The sequence below is a fragment of the Azospirillum sp. UENF 211521 genome (genome assembly GCF_058780535.1).
Genome location: NZ_JBSNCF010000002.1, coordinates 986,394 through 1,006,338, shown reverse-complemented (window position 1 = coordinate 1,006,338; position 19,945 = coordinate 986,394). Strand labels below are relative to the sequence as shown.

14 protein-coding genes are annotated in these 19,945 nt (G+C 70.1%); 7 read left to right on the top strand and 7 right to left on the bottom strand.

Annotated features, from left to right (window positions below):
• The first annotated feature begins 155 nt into the window (after positions 1-155).
• From ACWPN5_RS21350 to ACWPN5_RS21340, 3 genes are all read left to right on the top strand, one after another.
• Positions 156-1,928, top strand: a complete 1,773-nt coding sequence (locus tag ACWPN5_RS21350; RefSeq protein ID WP_492297257.1) for a sensor histidine kinase — start codon at positions 156-158, stop codon at positions 1,926-1,928.
• 94 nt (positions 1,929-2,022) lie between these two features.
• Positions 2,023-2,400: a response regulator gene (locus ACWPN5_RS21345; RefSeq protein WP_145672476.1), complete on the top strand. Its 378-nt coding sequence runs from the start codon at positions 2,023-2,025 to the stop codon at positions 2,398-2,400.
• A gap of 27 nt (positions 2,401-2,427) precedes the next feature.
• Positions 2,428-3,825 carry a PleD family two-component system response regulator gene (locus tag ACWPN5_RS21340; protein WP_492297255.1) on the top strand — a complete coding sequence of 466 codons (1,398 nt, stop codon included), beginning with the start codon at positions 2,428-2,430 and terminating at the stop codon, positions 3,823-3,825.
• A 120-nt stretch (positions 3,826-3,945) separates the two neighbouring features.
• On the opposite strand, the gene rpmG is transcribed toward ACWPN5_RS21340, so the two are convergent.
• The 3 genes from rpmG to rnr form a co-directional block, all read right to left on the bottom strand.
• The gene (gene rpmG, locus ACWPN5_RS21335; protein WP_012974790.1) at positions 3,946-4,113 is read right to left on the bottom strand and encodes a 50S ribosomal protein L33; all 168 of its coding nucleotides are present in this window, start codon (positions 4,111-4,113) and stop codon (positions 3,946-3,948) included.
• Positions 4,114-4,274: 161 nt separating this feature from the next.
• The gene (locus tag ACWPN5_RS21330; protein WP_492297253.1) at positions 4,275-5,798 is read right to left on the bottom strand and encodes a S41 family peptidase; all 1,524 of its coding nucleotides are present in this window, start codon (positions 5,796-5,798) and stop codon (positions 4,275-4,277) included.
• Between the two features lie 215 nt (positions 5,799-6,013).
• Positions 6,014-8,299, bottom strand: a complete 2,286-nt coding sequence (rnr, locus tag ACWPN5_RS21325; protein WP_492297252.1) for a ribonuclease R — start codon at positions 8,297-8,299, stop codon at positions 6,014-6,016.
• A gap of 125 nt (positions 8,300-8,424) precedes the next feature.
• Here rnr and ACWPN5_RS21320 point away from each other — a divergent pair, with 125 nt between their 5' ends.
• The gene (locus ACWPN5_RS21320; protein ID WP_492297250.1) at positions 8,425-9,096 is read left to right on the top strand and encodes a TIGR02117 family protein; all 672 of its coding nucleotides are present in this window, start codon (positions 8,425-8,427) and stop codon (positions 9,094-9,096) included.
• Between the two features lie 190 nt (positions 9,097-9,286).
• Here the strand turns inward: ACWPN5_RS21320 and topA are convergent, their stop codons facing one another.
• The 4 genes from topA to ACWPN5_RS21300 form a co-directional block, all read right to left on the bottom strand.
• The gene (gene topA, locus ACWPN5_RS21315) at positions 9,287-12,127 is read right to left on the bottom strand and encodes a type I DNA topoisomerase (protein WP_492297249.1); all 2,841 of its coding nucleotides are present in this window, start codon (positions 12,125-12,127) and stop codon (positions 9,287-9,289) included.
• A 53-nt stretch (positions 12,128-12,180) separates the two neighbouring features.
• Entirely contained in the window at positions 12,181-13,302 is a 1,122-nt protein-coding gene (gene dprA / locus ACWPN5_RS21310; RefSeq protein WP_492297247.1) for a DNA-processing protein DprA, read from the bottom strand.
• Positions 13,303-13,387: 85 nt separating this feature from the next.
• Entirely contained in the window at positions 13,388-14,596 is a 1,209-nt protein-coding gene (locus ACWPN5_RS21305) for a helix-turn-helix domain-containing protein (RefSeq protein ID WP_492297246.1), read from the bottom strand.
• A 154-nt stretch (positions 14,597-14,750) separates the two neighbouring features.
• Complete coding sequence (locus ACWPN5_RS21300; RefSeq protein WP_492297245.1) at positions 14,751-15,725, bottom strand: response regulator; 975 nt, start codon at positions 15,723-15,725, stop codon at positions 14,751-14,753.
• Positions 15,726-16,068: 343 nt separating this feature from the next.
• Here ACWPN5_RS21300 and ACWPN5_RS21295 point away from each other — a divergent pair, with 343 nt between their 5' ends.
• The 3 genes from ACWPN5_RS21295 to ACWPN5_RS21285 are packed head-to-tail and all read left to right on the top strand — an operon-like array spanning position 16,069 to position 19,945.
• Positions 16,069-16,920, top strand: coding sequence for a hypothetical protein (locus ACWPN5_RS21295; protein WP_492297243.1), 852 nt, complete (start codon positions 16,069-16,071; stop codon positions 16,918-16,920).
• Entirely contained in the window at positions 16,917-18,896 is a 1,980-nt protein-coding gene (locus ACWPN5_RS21290) for an MFS transporter (protein WP_492297242.1), read from the top strand. Before ACWPN5_RS21295 ends, ACWPN5_RS21290 begins: the two co-directional genes overlap by 4 nt.
• Positions 18,893-19,945, top strand: a complete 1,053-nt coding sequence (locus tag ACWPN5_RS21285) for an ABC transporter substrate binding protein (RefSeq protein WP_492297241.1) — start codon at positions 18,893-18,895, stop codon at positions 19,943-19,945. Before ACWPN5_RS21290 ends, ACWPN5_RS21285 begins: the two co-directional genes overlap by 4 nt.

The window sequence follows — 19,945 nt, the reverse complement described above, 5'->3', positions numbered from 1 at the left end:
CGCCGCGCCACGGGCGGCTCGGGCAGCCTGTCGCACCCCTCAGACCGGGCTTGACCGGGCGGATGATCCCGCCGCAGCATCTGCACCTTTCCGTCGCAAAGGTGCCTGTCCTGAACACGTCTTCGGATCGTCGGACCCGTCCCTCGCCCCTGCCCATGGCCGACCGACCGACCACGGGCGACGCGGAGGGGATACAGCCGCACGGCGCCCTGGTGGCGCTGGACGGTGATGGCGGGACGATCCTGGCCTGCAGCGCGAACACCGCGGAGTTTCTCGGCTTGGCGCCGGACCGGCTGCTGGGCCGCGCGGCGGAGGCGCTCGCCCTTCCCGAGCTTGCCGATCTGCTGGCGCGGCTGCGCGCCCTGCCGGCGGACCAGCGGTCGGCGGGCCTGCACGCGTCCGTGACACCGCCGGGGGGCCGGCCGCTCCCGGCCTTTCTCCACGAGCATGGCGGACGGGTGATCCTCGAGGTGGAAGGGCCGCTCGCCGGGGCGGAGCACTGGGCCGCCTCGCCGCCGCCGGCCGGCCCGCCGCCGGGGATCGCTTCCCTGCGCGGAGCCGCGGGGCTGCAGGCCATGGCCGCCCACACCGCCCAGACCGTCCGTCGTCTCACCGGCATGGACCGGGTGATCGTCTGCCGCTTCGACGCCGCCGGCAACGGCGAGGTGGTGGCGAGGGACGAGGCGCCGGATTGGGGCCACGCCGCTTCGGAGCTTCGGCCCGGCGCGGCCCTCCCGGCGGGCGTGTTCGACCGCGGGCCGGACGGGACCCCGCGGTTGCGCGTGGTCCTCGACCATGCGGCGGACCCGGTTCCGCTCCTGCGCGCCGACACGGCGGTTCCGCCGCCCGATCTGGCCCACGCGCATCTGCGCAGCCCGCCCGCGCCGCGCCGGGAGTTCCTGCGGCGCATGGGGGCCGGGGCGGCCCTGACCGTGCCGATCGTCCAGGGCGGCCGGCCGTGGGGGGTGATCTCCGGCCACCGCCGCCAACCCCACGCGGTGCCGCCGGCCGTCCGGATGCTGGCCGCCATGGCCGCCGACGCGCTCGGCCTGATGCTCGACGCCGCCGAACGCACCGCGGAACGGGAGCGCCGGGCCGCCCTCGCGGCGCGGCAGGCGGAGGTGAACCGGGCCAAGTCCGACTTCCTGACGGGGATGAGCCACGAGTTGCGCACCCCGCTCAACGTCATCATCGGCTATTCGGATTTCCTGCTGCACCCCGGCTCCGGCCCGCTGACCGAGCGGCAGCGCGACTATCTCGGCAACATCCGCGCCTCCGGCACGCATCTCCTCGAACTCATCAACGATGTGCTGGACCTGTCGAAGATCGAAGCCGGGCATGTCGATCTGAACGACGAGGACGTGGACGTCGCCATCGTCGTGGGCGAGGTCTATGCGCTGCAGGAACTGACCTTGGCGTCGGCCGGGCTGACCTTCGACGCGCTGTTCCCCCGGCCGCTGCCGCGCCTGCGCGCCGATCGGCGGTCGTTGCGGCAGATTCTGCTGAACCTGCTGTCCAACGCCGTCAAGTTCACCCCGGCGGGGGGGCGCGTCACCATCGACGTGAACTCGCCTGGGGGAGGAGGCCGGGGCGGGGCTGCGCATCGCCGTGATCGACACCGGGATCGGCATTCCGGAGGAGCACCATCCCATCGTCCTGGAACCCTTCCGGCAGGTGCCGGGGGAGCGCATCCGCGGCGGCGCCGGAACCGGGCTGGGGCTGCCCATCGTGCGGTCCCTGGTGGAGGCCCATGGCGGGCGGCTGGCCCTTTCCAGCGCCCCGGGGCAGGGCACGCGGATCGAGCTGCATTTCCCGCCGGAGCGGGTGATCGCATGACGCAATCCGTGGAATCGTCAGGACTTCTCGGCCTCTGCGGGGTCAGGCAGGGCATTGCTAACGACAATTTAACCGTCGCGGCGGGACAGTGAACGGGATATACCGGTCTCTCCGGGTGTGGTCGCTGCAAGCAGAAGCGCGGGTCGCACGACGCCCGCAAAACCGAACAGCCCCAAGAAGGCGCCGATGGACGACCGAACCGTGAAGCGTGTCCTGATCGTCGAGGACAACGAGCTGAACATGAAGCTCTTCCACGATTTGCTGGAAGCGCACGGCTACGCGACGCTTCAGACCCGCAACGGGATGGACGCCCTGTCCATCGCGCGGGAGCATCGGCCGGACCTGATCCTGATGGACATCCAACTGCCGGAAGTGTCAGGGCTGGAGGTCACGCGCTGGATCAAGGACGATCCGGAACTGGCGGGCATTCCGATCATCGCGGTGACTGCCTTCGCGATGAAGGGGGACGAGGAGAAGATCCGGGAGGGCGGCTGCGAGGACTACATCGCCAAGCCGATCTCGGTGACCAAGTTCCTGCAAGCCGTTCAGAAGTTCCTTCGTTAACCTTTTACGGGATCGGTCGCACGTTCCATGTCCGCTCGCGTCCTCGTCGTCGACGATGTCCTTCCGAACGTGAAGCTGCTCGCGGCGAAGCTGACGCGCGAGTATTTCAACGTCATCACCGCCAGCAATGGTCCCGAGGCGCTGGAGGTGGTCCGCCGCGAGTTGCCGGACATCGTTCTGCTCGACGTCATGATGCCGGGCATGGACGGGTTCGAGGTCTGCGAAAAGATCCGCTCCGACCCCGCGACCATGCACATCCCGGTGGTGATGGTCACCGCCCTGTCCGACGGCGCCGACCGTGTGCGCGGGCTGGAGGCCGGGGCCGATGATTTCCTGACCAAGCCGGTCAACGACGTGGCCCTGTTCGCGCGGGTGCGTTCGCTCGTCCGCCTGAAGATGATGATGGACGAGTGGCGGCTGCGCGAGACCACCTCCGGCCAGTTCGGGGTGTTGGAGCCCACCGGCACTCTGCGCAGCGAGTCCTTCGAGGGCGCCCGCATCCTGGTGCTGGAGGATTCGCGGCTCGATCTGGCCAAGATCGCCGAGACGCTGCAGCGCGACCATGGTCACGTCATGTCCGCCGAGACCTGCGCCGCGGCGCTGGAGCGGGCGCTGGGCGACGACCTGGACCTCGTGGTGATCAGCCTGACGCTGATGAACGAGGACGGCCTGCGCCTGTGTTCCCAGCTGCGCTCGCACGAGCGCACGCGACAGGTGCCGATCCTGCTGGTGGTGGACGAGGGCGACCTGAACCGCGTCGCCAAGGGCCTGGAACTGGGCGCCAACGACTATGTCATCAAGCCGATCGACCGGAACGAACTGCTGGCCCGGGCCCGCACCCAGATCCGCCGCAAGCGCTATCAGGAGCGGCTGCGCGCGAACTACGAGCAGAGCCTGTCCATGGCCCTGACCGACAGCCTGACGGGCGTCTTCAACCGCCGCTACATCAACGCCCACCTGCCGCGGCTGTTGGAGCGGGCGATCGACAACCACAAGCCGGTGGCGGTCCTGCTGTTCGACATCGACCATTTCAAGGTCGTCAACGACAGCTACGGCCACACCGCGGGCGACGAGGTGCTGAAGGAGGTGTCCAGCCGCGCCAGCCGCAATCTGCGCACCTTCGATCTGGTGGCGCGGCTCGGCGGCGAGGAGTTCGTGGTGATCCTGCCGGACACCGACGCCGAGGCGGCGCTGACGGTGGCGGAGCGGCTGCGCACGCGCATCGCCGACACGCTGTTCAAGGTGAGCGCCGATGCCGGCGAGATTCCGGTCACCGTGTCCATCGGCGTCGCGGTCGGCGGCCGTCTCGGCGACACCGCCGAAGGGCTGATCCGCCGGGCCGACGATGCGCTCTACGAGGCCAAGCGGGCCGGGCGCAACCGCAGCATCGTCGACCCGCGCGCCCGCGCCCTGCATACGCCCTGAACGGCTCTGGCGCCCTGAACGGCTCTGGGCCGATCCCCGCCGGTGTCTCCGGGGGCTCTCCGCACAAGCAAAAGGCCGCCGGAAGGCGGCCTTTTCGATTCCGGTGGTCCCGGGGAAACCTTACTTGATCTTGGCTTCCTTGAACTCGACGTGCTTGCGAGCCACCGGGTCGTACTTGCGGAACGACAGCTTCTCGGTGGTCTTCTTCGGGTTCTTCTTCTTCACGTAGAAGAAGCCGGTGTCGGCCGTGCTCACCAGCTTGATGAGGACGGTGTTCTGCTTCGCCATGATCTCAATCCCGACTAAAAATCCGTGACCCGCCAGCCCGGCGGGGCGGCGTCGTAGCGGGGGAAGATACCCGCTACAGCCGCGATGTCAAGCCTTTGTAAAGTGCCAAGAAGGGCCGATCCGAGTCCTTTTTCCGCCCGCAATTCCGGGCGGAAAACGACTCAGCGCTCGGCCACGGTGTTGGTGGAGGACAGGGCGACCGCGCGCTGGTACAGCGCGGGATCGGCGAGGAGGCGCAGCGCCACCTTCACGTCCAACTCAGGCTCATGCTCCTTCCAGGGGCAGGCCTCGCGCAGGCGGGCCAGCGCCTCCTCGTCGTCGGCGGCGCGGGCGCGCCAGCCGGCGAACTGGGTCATCGGGCGCGCCCGGCCGTCGCGCAGGTCGGACAGCAGGGCGACGGGGTCGTCCTGGCCGGTGCGGCTGGTGCAGACCGTGGGCTGCACGCCCTGGCGGTGCAGGGTGTAGCCGGCCGGTGTGTAGATGCGGCTCCAGGTCAGGAACAGCTCGCCGTCGTTGGGCAGGCGGGTCACCGTCTGGACGCTGCCCTTGCCGTAGGAGGACGCGCCGACCACCACCGCGCGGCCCGAGTCCTGGAGGGCGGCCGCCACCACCTCGGCGGAGGAGGCGGACCGTCCGTCGACCAGGACAACCAGCGGCAAGCCCTCGGCGATGTCGTCGGGGCCGGCCTCGAAGCGCTGGCGGCTGTCGGGGTGACGCCCCTCGGTCGTGATGATCTTGCCCTGCGCGATGAACAGGTCGGCCACCGCGACCGCCTGATCGAGCAGGCCGCCAGGGTTGCCGCGCAGGTCGAGCACGAAACCGCGCAGGCCCTTGCCCACGCTCTGCCGCGTGGACAGCACGGCGTCGCGCAGGTTGGAGGCGGTGGCGGCGTTGAAACGGTCCACCTTCAGCACGCCGACCTGCTCGGACACGCTGGAGTTCACGGTGTTGGGAACCACGCGCTCGCGCCGGAGGGGCGCGCGGCGCGGCGGGTTGTTGTCGCGCGCCACGGTCAGCAGGACCATGGTCCCGGTCGGGCCGCGCAGACGGTCGCGCATGTCCAACTCGCTGAGGCGGGCGGTCAGGTCGCCGTCAATGGCGAGAAGCTGGTCGCCGCCGCGGATGCCGGCGCGGTCGGCCGGGCTGCGCGGCAGCACGTTGCGGATCAGGGTGCGGCCGTTCGCCGTCTCCAGCGACAGGCCGATCCCGCCATAGCCCTCGCGCTGGGCGCGCTCGCTGGTGGCGCGCTGGGTGCCGGTGTAGCGGGAGTAGCCGTCCAAGTCCGACATCACGGAGTCGAGGACGACCTGATAGACCCGCTCGGGCACCGCCTGGTAGAGGGTGGGGGAGTAGAGACGGGCCCGCTCCACCGCCTTGGTGGTCAAGGCGGCCCAGCCGGCGGCGTCGGACAGGGACGGGGCGGCGTACTCCCCGATCACGCTTCCGGAGACGTACAGGCGTACGGTGTTGCCCTGGCGTTCGGCGCGGGCGGTCGGGTCGATGGTCGCAAGACCCTTCAGACCGTCCAGCCCGAGGCGGCCGAAATCAACCTGTTGGAGATACACTTCGGCGATCTTGCCGTACGCGACGGCGAAGACCTGCTCGCTGATGAAGGCGGCTTCGGTCGCGGCAGCGGCCGGACGGGGCAGCGTCCCGCCGAGGCTTCCGAGGCCAACCGCGAACATGGCGGCCGCGAGCGGGACCGACAGACGCCCGCGCGGCGAAAATCCTCGTTTCCGTATGCCCATGGCGCGCCGTACGCGGCCTCCTTTCCCACAGGCGGACCCGGATGGTTGCCCACCGGATTCGAACGGATAAGGAATAGCACTTCAGAAATGAGGGCTGGCGGGACAAAAGACGGGGGCCGGACTCTTTGTCGTGGAATGTCCACCACTGTGACTCAGCGGCCACGTTTCCGTTGCTTCTGGGTTGCACGGCCCGCGAAACGGGCGCTCCGCGGGGGGTGACCAGGGTGGCCGGATTGCAACGGATGATCGGTATGCCCAGCGGAATCCCCGCCAGCATCGCCGTCGGTGCGGGGCAGGGCGAACAGGGTGCTTCCGGTCAGCGGATCGGCCTCGATCAGCACCACCCTGACCGCGGCGCCCAGCCGGTAGCTGCGGCCGGTGCGCTGGCCGACCAGGGCGTGGGCGCGCTCGTCATGCTCGTACTGGTCGTCGGGCAGGGTGCTGGCGGGGATCAGCCCGTCGGCCCCGTTCTCGTCCAGCCGGATGAACAGGCCGAAGCGGGTGACCCCGGAAATCCGCCCGGTGAACAGGGCGCCGACGCGGTCGGCCAGGAAGGCGGCGGTGAAGCGGTCGATGGCGTCGCGCTCGGCGGTGGCGGCGCGGCGTTCGGTCATCGAGATGTGCTCGCCGATGTCGGCCAGCCCGGCCATGGCCGCGTCGTCCAGCCCGCCCGGCCCCAGCCCGTGCGCGCGGATCAGCGCCCGGTGGACGATCAGGTCGGCGTAGCGGCGGATCGGCGAGGTGAAGTGGGCGTAGCGGTCGAGCGACAGGCCGAAATGGCCGATGTTCTCCGGGCTGTATTCGGCCTGCGACTGGCTGCGCAGGATCACCTCGCTGACCAGTTGCGATTCCGTGGTGCCGGCGGCGCGGTCGAGGATCGCGGTGAAATGCGTCGGGGACAGCCGGGGCACCCGCGGCAGCGTGTAGCCGATGCCGGTCAGGAACTCGCGCAGCGCCTCCTGCTTGTCGAGCGACGGCTGGTCGTGCACGCGGAACAGGCCGGGCATGCCCGCCCGCTCCAGGCTGTCGGCCGCCGCGACGTTGGCGCAGATCATGAACTCCTCGATCAGCCGGTGGCTGTCGAGGCGCTCGCGCGGCGCGATCTCCGCCACCCGCCCGCGCTCGTCCAGCCGGACGCGCCGTTCCGGCAGGTCCAGTTCCAGCGTGCCGCGGCGCTGCCGGGCCGCCCACAGGCGGGCGTAGGCGCCGTAGAGCGGAGCGATGACCGTCTCCAGCAGCGGCGCCGTCGCCTCGTCCGGGGCGCCGTCGCGGGCCGCCTGCACCTGCTCGTAGGTCAACCGCGCGGCGGAGCGCATCAGGCCGCGCACGAAGCGGTGCCGCAGCAGCGCGCCGTTGCGGTCGATCCACAGATGCGCTGCGACGCAGGCGCGGTCCTCGTGGGGGCGGAGCGAGCAGAGGTCGTTGGACAGCGCCTCCGGCAGCATCGGCACGACGCGGTCGGGGAAATAGACGGAGTTGCCGCGCTCGTAGGCGGCGCGGTCCAGCGCCGAATTGGGGCGGACGTAGAAGGCCACGTCGGCGATGGCGACCAGCAGGTGCCAGCCGCCTTCGTTCGCCGGGTCGGAGTCCGGCTCCGCCCACACCGCGTCGTCGAAGTCGCGGGCGTCGGCGCCGTCGATGGTCACCAGCGGCAGATCGCGCAGGTCGGTCCGTCCGGTCAGGGAGGGTACGGCGGCGTGCGTCGCCTCGCGAATGGCGGCGGGCGGGAAGTCGGTGGGCAGCCCGTGACTGTGGATGGCGATCAGGCTGACGGCGCGCGGTTCCGCCGTGTGGCCAAGCCGCTCGGCGACGCGGGCCTGCGGCAAGCCCATTCGGGAGGCCGGCAGCAGGTCGGCCAGCACCAGTTCTCCCGGCTCGGCGTCGTTGCGGTTGGCCGGCAGGACCAGCAGTTCGGTCTTGTTGCGCTTGTCGGTGGGGACGATGCGCCCACCGTCCGCCGCGGGGTAATAGACGCCGAGAACGCGCCCCACCGTCCCGTCCAGCCGGCGGATGGTGCGGGCCTCGTACAGCCGGTCGTTGACGCGGCTGAGCTTCGCCAGCACGCGGTCGCCGGTTCCCAGCGTGGGGTGGCCCTTCCGCTCCGGCATCAGGAAGATGCGCGGCGGGTTGCCCTCGCCGGTCCAGGTGAGCGGGCGTGCGGTGACCTCGCCGTCCGCATCGGTGCCGGTCACCTCCAGCACGGCGACCTCCGGCAGCGACTGCGGCGGGGCGACGCGCTTGTTGCGCCCGCGCTCGACGGCGCCGTCGGCCTCCAGCTCCTTCAAAAGGTCCTTCAGCCTCTCGCGATCGTCGCTGCCCGACAGCTTGAAGGCGCGTGCGATCTCGCGCTTGCCGACCGGAGTCGCGCTGTTGCGGATGAAGGAGAGGACCGTGTCCTTATCGGGAAAGCTGCCGGAGCGGCGGGAGGTGTCGGTCAAGGGAATCCGTGCCGTGGAGAGTGGACCGCTTAAGTAAGCCCTGGGCGCGGCGAATCCAACCGCCGCGCCATGGCTCCGCCACAAAGACGCGCCAGAACCGTGCCGGGCGTGGCGGGGGCGCATCCATGAGGATCGTGCGGAACGGGGTGCTGCTGGTTTTGGCCGTTCCGGCGCTTGCGGCCGGAGCCTATTTGCTGGCCGCTGCCGTGCTGTCCCGCCTTGCTGTGAACGACCAGCCCGCGGCGCGGGAGGGCGTGGAGGTCTTCGTCTGCAGCAACGGAATCCACACCGATCTGGTGCTTCCCGCCGTCACGAAGGCCGTCGACTGGACCATCGACCTGCCGGGCGGCAATTTTCCCGGTGCCGGTCCCGAGGCGAGCCATCGCTCGTTCGGCTGGGGCGACCGCGCCTTCTATCTGGAAACCCGCCAATGGTCGGATCTGCGGCCAGCCACGGCGCTGTCCGCCCTGTTCGGCCGCGGGCCGTCGGTGATGCATGTCTACGCGCTGCATCGCCCGGCGGGGAGCCCGGATTGCGGGGTGCTGGTGCTGGACGAGGGGCAGTACGGTGCCCTGGCCGCCTTCGTGCGCCGCAGCTTCCGCCGGGACGGAGCGGGGAAGGTGATGCCCCTGCCGGGCAGCGGCTATGGCACGACCGACATGTTTTACGAGGCGGTCGGCCATTACAGCCCGGTCGAGACCTGCAACGAATGGACCGGCAAGGCCCTGCGCGCCGCCGGCGTGACCGTAGGCGCCTGGACCCCGTTCGAGGGCGGCGTCATGCGCTGGCTGCGGTAGGGGGTGGGGCGGCAGTTATCCCCTCTCCCCTCCGGGGAGAGGGTTAGGGTGAGGGGGATGCACTTTTGCCGGACATGCCGCCATGCACATCCCCCTCACCGGCCCTCCGGGCCACCCTCTCCCCGGAGGGGAGAGGGTTAAAACAGCGTTGCCGATAATTTAAAACAGCGTTGCCGATAATAAGGAGAAATCAAGCCCGCTTGCGGGCGGCGGGCTTGTCCTCGCCGGCGTCGGTCTTGTCGGCTTCGGCGCTGTCGGCCTTCTTGGCGGCCGCCTTCTTCGGAGCGGCCTTCTTCGCCGCGTCCTTCTTGGCCGGCTCCTTCTTGGCGGCGGTCGCCTTGGCCTTGGTCGTCTTTTCGGCCTTGGCGGGCGCCTCGGCACCGTCGGCCGCCGGTTCGGCGTCCTTCGGGGCCTTGCCCTTCTTGGCGGCGTCCTTGGCGGCCTTGGCCTCCAGAAGCTCCAGCGCCTGCTCCAGCGTCACGCTGTCCGGCTCCGTGCCCTTGGGGATGGAGGCGTAGACGGAACCGTGCTTGACGTAGGGACCGAAGCGGCCCGCGCCGGTGGTCACCGGCTTGCCGGTCTTCGGGTGGTCGCCCAGCGTCTTGGCGGGCGCCGACGCCTTCTTGGCGGCGCCGGCCAGCAGGTCGACCGCGCGGTTGATGCCGATGGTCAGCACGTCGTCGTCGGGCGTCAGCGACTTGTAGACGCTGCCGTGCTTCAGGTAGGGGCCGAAGCGGCCGATGCCGGCGCTGATGTCCTCGCCCGTTTCCGGGTGGTTGCCGATGCTGCGCGGCAGGGCGAGCAGCTTCAACGCGGTGTCGAGGTCCACGTCGGCGGCGGCCATGCCTTTGGGCAGGGAGACGCGCTTGGGCTTCGGCGCCTCGACCTTGACCTTCTTCTTGCCCTTGGTCTTCTTGCCGTCGGCGGGGGCTTCCTCCACCACGGCCTCGGCCGGGGCGGCGGCCACCGGGGGCGGGCCGAGCTGGATGTAGGCGCCGTAGGGGCCGCGCCGCACGGTCACCGGCAGGCTGGTTTCGGGGTCGTTGCCCAGCTCGCGCGGGCCTTCCTGCGCCTCGCCGTTCTCGTCGTTGGCGACGGCGAGCGGGCGGGTATAGCGGCAGTCCGGGTAGCGCGAGCAGCCGATGAAGGCGCCCATCTTGCCGAGCTTCAGCCCCAGCCGACCCTGGCTGCACACCGGGCAGACGCGCGGGTCGTGGCCCGGCGAGTCGCTGTTGGCGTTGGTCGGGAAGAAGTGCGGCCCCAGCTCCTCGTCCAACGTGGTGAGGACCTGGGTGATGGTCAGGTCCTTGGTTCCGTCCACCGCGACGTGGAAGGCGCGCCAGAAGTCGCGCAGCACGGTCTTCCAGTCGATCCGCCCGTCGGAAATCTCGTCGAGCTTGTTCTCCAGGTCGGCGGTGAAGTTGTACTCGACGTAGCGGTTGAAGAAGTTCTTCAGGAAGGCGGTGACCAGACGGCCGCGGTCCTCCGGAATGAAGCGCCGCTTGTCCAGCCGCACGTAGTTGCGGTCCTGGAGCACCTGGAGGATCGAGGCGTAGGTGGACGGGCGGCCGATGCCCAGCTCCTCCAGCTTCTTGACCAGGCTCGCCTCGGTGTAGCGGGGCGGCGGCTGGGTGAAATGCTGTTCCGGGCTGATGTCGCCGCGGGCGAGGGCGTCGCCCTGCTCCATGGCGGGCAGGCGGCGCTCCTGGTCGTCGTCGGCGGCGCCGTCGTCGCGGTCCTCCTGATAGACCTTCAGGAAGCCGTCGAACACGACGACCGAACCGGTGGCGCGCAGCACGACGTCCTTGGACGGCGAGGCGATGTCCACCGCCACCTGATCCAGCACCGCGCTTTCCATCTGGCTGGCCAGCGTGCGCTTCCAGATCAGTTCGTACAGCCGCAGCTCGTCGCCTTCCAGGTAGGTCGAAACCTCCTCGGGGCGGCGGAACAGGTCGGTCGGGCGGATGGCCTCGTGGGCTTCCTGGGCGTTCTTGGCGGCGGTCTTGTAGACGCGCGGCTGCGCCGGGACGTAGCGCTCGCCCCAATGGGAGCCGATCAGGTTGCGGGCGCCCTCGATGGCTTCCTGCGACAGGCTGACGCCGTCGGTTCGCATGTAGGTGATCAGGCCGACCGTCTCACCGCCGATGTCCACGCCCTCGTAGAGCCGCTGCGCGGTGCGCATGGTGCGGGTGGCGCCGAAGCCCAGCTTGCGCGAGGCCTCCTGCTGCAGGGTCGAGGTGGTGAAGGGCGGGGAGGGGTTGCGGCGGCTCTGCTTGCGCTCCACCGTCGCGACCGAGAAGGCCTGCGGGCTGATGCGCGCCACCGCGGCCTCGGCCGCCTCGCGGGCGGGCAGGGCGAACTTGTCGAGCCGCTTGCCGTCGAGCTGGGTGAGCTGGGCCGTGAAGGAGGCGCCGCCCGGCGTGGCGAAGCCCACCTCGATGGTCCAGTATTCCTGCGGCTTGAAGACCTCGATCTCCGACTCGCGCTCGCAGATCAGGCGCAGCGCCACCGACTGCACGCGTCCCGCCGAGCGCGAGCCCGGCAGCTTGCGCCACAGCACCGGCGACAGGGTGAAGCCCACCAGATAATCGAGGGCGCGGCGGGCCAGATAGGCGTCCACCAGCTCCCGCGACACGTCGCGCGGGGCCTCCAGCGCGGCCTGTACGGCGGTCTTCGTGATTTCGTTGAAGGTGATGCGCTGGACCTTGGAGTCGTCGATCAGCCGCTTTTCGCGCAGCAGCTCCGACAGATGCCAGGCGATGGCTTCCCCTTCGCGATCCGGGTCGGTTGCGAGATAGACGCGTTCGGCCCCTTTGACCGCTTTGGCGATCTCGTCGATGTGGCGCTTGGAGCGGTCGCCCAGTTCCCAGTCCATGGCGAAGTCCTCGTCCGGACGCACCGATCCGTCGCGCGCCGGAAGGTCGCGCACATGGCCGAAGCTGGCCACCACGGTGTAGTCCGAGCCAAGGTATTTGTTGATCGTTTTCGCCTTGGCCGGCGATTCGACGATGACGACGTTGCTGCCCGGCAAGAGTCCGCGCCCCTGAAAGTGCCTTTACCAAACGCTGGCGGTGCGGATCGGGATCAGATCAGGTTCACCTGGTTCCCCGGCTGGCGCTGGACACGGCCCGCAAGCTCAAGTTCCAGCACCACGGTCAACACCACCGGAGCGGACAATTGGCACCCGCGGACCAGTTCGTCAATGGCAACCGGCGTGTGGCCGAGGTTTTCCAGGATGACGGCGCGCGCCGCTTCCAGCTCCGAATCGGATGGCGGGGCCGGGCGGGCCTGGGCGAACAGGTCTCCCTGGCGCTCCCGCAAGACCGGTGGCGACAAGTTTTCCAGAGCCCGCAACACGTCGTCCACCCCCTCCACCAGGGCCGCCCCCTGACGCAGCAGGTTGTTGGTGCCCTGGCAGCGCGGGTCGAGCGGCGAGCCGGGAACGGCCATCACCTCCCGCCCCTGTTCCAAGGCCATGCGCGCGGTGATGAGGGAGCCGGAGCGCAGGGCCGCCTCCACCACCAGAACCCCCAGCGACAGGCCGGAGATCAGGCGGTTGCGGCGCGGGAAATGGCGGGCCTGCGGGGTGGTGCCGACCGGACTTTCCGCGATCACCACGCCCTGCTGCACTATGTCGCGGTAGAGCGCCTCGTTCTCCGGCGGGTAGACGACGTCGGCGCCGCCCGCCACCACCGCCGCCGTTCCGCTGCCGAGCGCCCCGGCATGGGCCGCCGTGTCGATCCCCCGCGCCATGCCGGAGACGACCAGAAGGCCGGCCTCGCCCAAATCCCGCGCCAGCCGCTCGGCGAATTTCTTGCCGTTCATCGAGGCGTTGCGCGCCCCGACCAGGGCCACCGCCCGCCGCCGCAGCAGGTGCGGGTGGCCGAGGACCGACACCACCGGGGGCGCGTCGTCCAGCGCGGCCAAGGGTTCCGGGTAGTCGGGCTCGCAGGAGAAGAGCAGGCGGGCGCCGATGCGCTCGTTGGCGGCCAACTCGCGGTCGATGTCCGCCTTCGGGGCGATGCGCAGCGGCTTGGTCCGTCCGCCCCGCTTGGCGAGGTCGGGCAAGGCCTCCAGCGCGGCGCCGGCGCCGCCGAACCGTTCCAGCAGGCGGTGGAAGGTGATCGGCCCGACATTCTCCGACCGGATCAGGCGGAGCCAGTCGAACCGTTCGGCGGCGGACAAGGGGCGGCGCGGTTGAGTCATGCGTCATGTCATACAACCGAAAACGCGCGGCGATCAACACGCAAACGTGTGCGCGGCCCGCCGTCTCAGGCCTGCGGCGCGGCCGTCATTTGCGCCAGAAGCCGAAGAGGCCCTTCTTCTTCGGCGGAGCCTCCGGTTCGGGCTCCGGCTCCGGCTCCGGTTCGTCGTCGAAGGAGAAGGGGTCGTCCTCGGCATCGGCCTTTGCGGCATCGGCCTTTGCGGTGCCGATCTCAGTTCCGGCGTCGGCCTTGGGTTCGTCCGGCTCGTCATCCATGTCGAAGGAGAACGGGTCCTCGTCCGGCTGCGCGGGAGCCTCCCCAAGCGTCTCCTCCGCATCGTCATCGTCGAAGCTGAAGGGGTCGGAGTCATCGGAATCGTCGGCCGAAGCGGTGGCTTCAGACGTTTCGCCGTCGCTCGCTTCCTCCGTGTCGTCGGTGTCGAAGCTGAAGGGATCGCTCTCGTCCTCGTCATCATCGAAGCTGAAGGCGTCGTCGCCGCCCGCCTCACCGTCGTCCTTGGCCTTGTCGCCGTCCTTCTCCTCCTCCTCATCATCATCGTCGAAACTGAAGGCGGAGAAATCGGAGGAGTCCCCGTCGTCGCTCTCGTCGTCGTCATCGGAGGCGGCGCCGAGGGCCGTTGCCGCAACGACGGCGGCGCCCGCCGTCGCCTGGCTGCGGCGCATCTCTCCCTTGAAGCGTTCCAACTCCTCGCGGAAGCGGTCTTCCGCTTCGCTCCAGCGCTGGCGCTCCTGGTCGAGGGTGGCGAGCAGTTCCTCCTCCCGCGCGCGGGCGGCGGCGCGCTCGGTGTCGAGCGCCTGGATCAGGTCCTCCTGGCGCTGGAGCAGCGACTCGTGCCGTGTCTCCAGCGTGTCGATGACCTCGCGCACATACTGTTCGAAGGCGCGGAACTGGATCGCCAGGACGTCCTCGTCGGCGTTGGCCGCCGCCGCGCTGGCGACCGCCTTCGCGGCCTTGGTCGCCTTGGCCGCCTTGGTCGTTCGCGGCCCGCCGGTCGCGGGCGGCGGTGGCGAGGGGGCTGCGGCGGGCGCCGTGCGCGGGCCGCCGAGCGTGGCGCCGTCGCCGCCCAGCCAGCGCGACACCAGGATGTAGGACACCTGAAGCTCCTCCGCGATGCGGCGGTAGCTCCAGCCCTGGGCGCGCAGCCGTTCGGCCATGCGCTGGCGGTCGGGCTCCTCGCTGGGCGATGCCGGCCGCGTGGGCAGGGAGGATGTCGAACCGAGCCCCTCCGTGGGGGTCGCGACGACGATCACATCCTTCAGTTTCTGGTCGGCCATCGGGTCTCCGCCGTCCTGCGCGCAGGGCGTTCCTTGCCGCGATGCTCGCCGCTTTCAGGGCACGCTGTCGATCCGGGACAGGTCCCGGTTGAAGCAGTCTGGGTGGGGAAACCCGCCGGACCGGGCCAATTCGCGCCGATCCGGCCCGGTCGGGTCAGGTCAGGTCCTGGATGTGCTCGACATAGCCGGACAGGGCGGCGATGCCCTGCTCGGTCAGTTCGATGAAGACGCGGCGGCCGTCCTTGTCGTCGGCGATGCGCCGGACCAGCCCGCGGTCGTGCAGTTCGGTGATGCGGCGCAGCGCCGTGGTCTGGGCGACGCCGGAGGCCATGCACAGCGACGACACGGAAATCCGCCGCCCGCGCAGATGGTTCGCCATCAGGTCCAGCAGCATGTCCCAGCAGGGGTCCTCGAACAGACCCTTGGGAAAATACTTGTCGCGGGCGACGCGGGATTGCTGGAGCGTCCGCAGCACCGCCAGACGCCGGTTCTCCCCCGCCGCAGGGATGGACGGCGGAACGGCGGGGGTGGGGGCCGGAACGGCCGGCGTCGGCTGCCCCTCGCGCAGCGCCTTCACCGCTTCGATGAGGGCGAGGCCGTGGCGGTAGGCGTCCTCCAGCGCCCCATGCAGCTCGCCGTTGCCGGCGGGTGCGGACGGGGCAGCGGGGGGCAGCGGGGCCGCTGCCTGATGGGCGGCCAAAGCGCGGGCGAGCGCGCCATGGAGCTGGCTGCCGTCCTGCGGGTCGCTGATGAAATCCGCCGCGCGCAGATGCATGGCGCGGACGACGTCCGCCGCGGTGGCGTTGGGCGCCACGACGATGACCTGGAGGTGTCGCTGCACGCTCTTGCGCATGCGCTCGACCAGCGCCAGCCCGTCGAAGTGGGGCAGGGCCAGTTCGACCGCCACGATGCCGATGCTGCCGTCGGCCTCCAGCGTGTCGAGCGCCGCGATGGGGTCGTGGGTCACATGGATGCGGTGGCCGTTGCGTTCGAAGGCGTCGTGCATGCCGATGCCCAGCGCACGGTCCGCGCAGGCGATCAGGATGGACGTCGCCGAAACATGAAGGCCGGCGCTGGTCTGGACCGGACGCACCGGCCACGCCAAGGGTCGCTCCAACTCGATCCGCATCGAAGCCCTTCCCCCGTTGGGTGCATGGAATGCTGTGCTTATGGATTACCACGCAAAGCAAACCATCATGGATGCAATCATGGTCCAAAATAGAGCGATCAAAAAATGTCTCAAAATTCCGCAAAATTTCGACGGGTTAGGCGAAAAGGCATAGTACAGGCGGATCGAGGCGCATTCTGTTCTTCATTTTATAAGCACGCATAGGCACAAAGCGCCTTGCGGTTGCAGTGCGGTGTGCGCAGCGGCGCGCCCGGAAGGGTCGGGCCGGAGCGGAGCCATGTCGCCGGGGTCTTCTCCAGACTGGACCCGTCTCGGAAACGGCGGCGCGGGCGATGCGCGTAAGGTGCCCGTACCCCTTGCCGGCACCGGACCCATGCGCCTGACCCTGACGACGAAGATCATTTTGCTGCTGCAGGTGGCGCTCTGCTTCGCGCTGCTTTCCACCGCCGCCCTGTCCTACCTGAAGATGGAGCGGATGGTGGAGGACACCGTGGCGTCCCGCTTCACCGTCGCCCTGCGCGGGTTGGCCGGCGAGGTCGAAGGCGCCGTCAGCCTCGGCGTCTCCATCACCGCCCTGCGCAATCTCGACGCGCTGATCCAGCGCTCGATGGCGCGGGACGATCGGATCACCGGGCTGGTTCTGTTCACCGACACGGGCGAGGTTCTGGCGGCGGCGGGCCGGGGGGCGGGACACGGCGGACCGGTCGGGACGATTCCCGCCGGTTGGAAGGGGGCCTTCGCGCGCGACGGCAAGTCCGACCGCGTGGCCGCCATCGCCGATGGCGACAGCCAAGCGCTTCTGCTCGGCATCCGCAACGCCTTCGGCGGTGTCGCCGGCGGCGTCGCCCTGACCTATTCGCTGGGCGAAGTGCAGGCGGGCATCCGCGGCACCATCCCGGACCTGCTGCTGTCCGGCGGCATCAATCTGGTGACCGGGCTTCTCGTCACCATGGTCGCGGTCTGGCTGCTGCTGCGCCCGATCCAGCGGCGGTTGCGCGAGATGACCGCCAGCATCAACACGCTGGGCATGGGCGAGCCGCCCAACCTGACCCCGGAGCTGGCGGCCTTCGCACCCGGCCTGAAGGATTTCGCCGACCGCATCCTGGAACAGCAGCAGCACGGCGCGGAGGAGGACCATCCCCAGCCCGCCGGTCCGGCGGCGGAAGCCGCGCGTCCGGCGGGAGTCGCGCCATGAAGCTGTCCTTCATCCGCCGCCTGAACTGGATGCTGACGGGCGTGGTGTCCATCCTGATGCTGGTCAGCCTCGCCGTCCAGACCAACCACGTCAACACGCTGTTCCGCCCGCTGATCGAGCCCGAACTGGCCCGCAAGGCCGAGGTCGTCGGCTCCTACGTGGTTGCGCAGATCGACCGCGCGGTGGCGCTCGGTTTCGAGCTGGACAAGCTGGTCGGTGTGGACGAGCTGCTCTCCGATGCGCTGGCCGCCAACCCGGACGTCAAGTATCTGGCGCTGGAGATCGGCGGTCGCCTCCACGCCTTCTCAGGAACCGAGGAGGCGCGGGCGGGCAACCGCCTGACCGTCGCCGACCCGCTGCCGGAGGGCGACTCCCCGCAGTTCCTCGACACCGTCCTGGCGCTGGAGGGGAACGGGGAGGCGCGACTGCACATCGGCGTCGATTCCGGCTATGTCCGCTCGGCCATGAACGAGGTGGTGTTCGACCTCGGCTCGGTTCTGATCGTCGCCATCCTGCTGAACGTCGAGATCCTGCTGCTGGTCGTCGGCACCTCCGTCGCGGCGCCGCTGCGCCGGGTGACGGCGGTGATGAAGCAGGCCGCCGACGGGCATCTCGGCGTGCGCGTCGCCCTGCGCAACCGCGACGAGGTGGGCGAGCTGTCGCGCGCCGTCGACTGGGCGCTGGACAGCGTGCAGCACAAGGCCGACATGACCGCCTCCGAGCAGGCGATGACCAAGATCGGCATGATGCAGCGGGTGGTCGAGCTGCGCTTCGCCATCTTCATCTTCTCCCTGGCGGAGGAGCTGACCCGCACCTTCCTGTCCGTCTACATCAAGCAGCTGTTCGAGCCGGTGCCCGGCCTGTCGATGGAGATGGTCATCGGCGCGCCCATCGCCCTGTTCATGCTGCTCTGGGCGGTCAGCCAGCCGATCGCCGGCAGCGTGTCGGAGCGGCGCGGGCGGCGGGCGGTGTTCCTCGGCGGGGCGCTGCTCTCCTTCGTCGGTCTGGTCGGCTCCGGCCTCGCCACCGACCTCATCCAGCTCATCGTCGCGCGCTGCCTGACCGCCATCGGCTACGCCAGCGTCTTCATCGCCGCGCAGGGCTTCGTCATCGACGCCACCGACCCCAAGCAGCGCGCCCAGGCCATCGCCATGTACGCCGGCGGCATCCTCAGCGCCGGCGTCTGCGGCCCGGCCATCGGCGGCGTGATCGCTGGGCAGGTGGGCTTCCGCACGACCTTCCTGATCTCCGCCGGGCTGGCGCTGCTGGCCGCCTTCATGGCGTGGCAGGTGCTGCCGCGGGTGCGCGCCGCGCAGGGGAAATCCAGCCGCGGCCTGCGTCTGGCCGACGCCGTGCTGTGCCTGCGCAACCCGCGCTTCGTCGGGCTGGCCGTCTTCAGCGCGGTTCCGGCCAAGCTGGGGCTGACGGCGCTGCTGTTCTTCCTGCTGCCGCTGGCGCTGGACGACCAGGGGGTCAGCCAGTCCTGGATCGGCCGCGTGCTGCTGCTCTACTGGCTGCTGATGATCGTGGTGTCGCCGATGGCCGCGAGGCTGTCGGACCGCTCGGGCCAGCGCGTCGGCTTCCTGGTGGTCGGCGGGCTGGTCGCCGCCGGGGCGGCCTGGGTGCTGTCGATGCCGGGGTCGCTCGCCACGGCGCTGGCCGGGGTCGCCCTGCTGGGGGTGGCGCACGCCATGCTCGGCGCGCCGCAGCTCGCCATGCTCGCCGACGTCTGCGTCAAGGAGCGCGCGGCGCTCGGCGAGACCACGGTGATCGGCATGTTCCGCCTGATCGAGCGGTTGGGTTCCGTCATCGCCCCCTTCCTGGCCGGACTGTTCCTGGCCCACTACGGCTACGCCGGAGCGCTGAAGGGCATCGGCGCGGTGCTGGCGGCCTGCGTCGCCGTGCAGCTTCTGCTGAGCGCCCTGTTCCGCCCGCGCCCGCCCGCCGCCGATCTTCCGCAGAGGACCCCCGCATGAGCCTGTCCCGCCGCACCGTCCTGACGGGCGCCCTGAGCGCCGGAACTCTGCTGGCCGGGGCCGCCCCCTCCTTCGCGCAGCCAACCTTCGGTCCGGCAGCCAGGACCTTCACCGCGGCCAAGCCGGCGCGCATCGTCGTGCTGACCCCGCGCAAGGACGTCGGCGACGTGCTGGGCCTGCGCGACTTCATCGCGTCGAGCGGCCTGTCGGCCACGGTGGAGGTGCGCGAGGTGCCGCAGGCCTCGGCGATGCCGACGCTGCTGCCGGAGATCCGGGCGTCCAAGCCCGATCTGGTGGTGACGGTCTTCACGCCGCTGACTTTGGGAACGGTCGGGCGCTACGACGATCCGGACCCGTCGCGCTTCCTGACCGACGTGCCGGTGGTCTTCACCTCGGTCACCGACCCGGTGGCGTCGCGCGTCGTGCGCGCGCTCGACCGTCCGGGGCGCGCGGTCACCGGCACGCGGCACATCGCGCCGGCCGCGGTGCAGATGAAGACGATGCTGTCCTACCGGCGCTGGAAGAAGATCGCCGCGGTCTACAACCCGGCCGAGGACAACATGGTCGTCGCCGTGCGCGACCTGAAGGAGGAGGCCGCCCGCCAGGGGGTGGAGATCCACGACGCCGCGCTGCCGCGCGACGCCGCCGGGGCGCCGCAGGCCGCCGCCATCCCCGACCTGATTGCCGACGCGGCGCGCGCCGGGGCGGAGCTGGTCTACATCGGGCCGGACACGCTGGTCGCCTCCAACAACAACGCGGTGGTGGCGGAGCAGGCGCTGGCCCACCGGCTGGCCACCTTCTGCTCCACCGAGCTGCCGATCCGCCGGGCCAACCTGCTGATGGGGCTGGTCAGCCCGGCGGTCAACGTCGGGCGCTTCGCCGGGCTGAAGGCCGTGGAGATCCTGACCGGGGCCAAGCCCGCCGACACCATCCCGGTGGAGACGCTGAACCGCTTCTCCCTGCTGCTGCGCATCGGGGCGGCCAAGCAACTGGACCTCTACCCGCCGATGCGCCTGCTCAACATCGCCGAAATCGTCCAGGACGCCTGA